The sequence below is a fragment of the Bacillus sp. SIMBA_074 genome (genome assembly GCF_046534555.1).
GTDB lineage: Bacteria > Bacillota > Bacilli > Bacillales > Bacillaceae_G > Bacillus_A > Bacillus_A mycoides.
Window position 1 is genome coordinate 1 of the sequence record NZ_JAWRYM010000588.1, and the last position, 269, is coordinate 269.

Below are 269 nucleotides of genomic sequence, written 5' to 3' on the forward strand. Positions count from 1 at the left end.
TCCGGTGGTCTTTTTATTGGGCCTTGAAGAAGGGGTTTTCCCTCACAGCCGCTCGCTCATGGATGAAGAGGAGATGGAAGAAGAACGCCGTCTGGCCTATGTGGGAATTACAAGGGCTGAAAATGAGCTATTCATAAGCAATGCCCAAATGCGGACATTGTATGGACGGACCAGTATGAATCCAGTTTCACGTTTCATCAGTGAAATACCAGAGGAACTCCTTGAAGATCTTAAACCGAAACCGGCTCCTAGAGCTAGGCAAACACCTT

General features: G+C 47.6%; 1 protein-coding gene. It reads left to right on the forward strand.

The genetic code is table 11. The features are described 5' to 3' along the window. Positions 1–269 (forward strand): 3'-5' exonuclease (locus SB773_RS32090; RefSeq protein WP_410594389.1); only part of this gene is annotated, 269 nt, incomplete at both ends.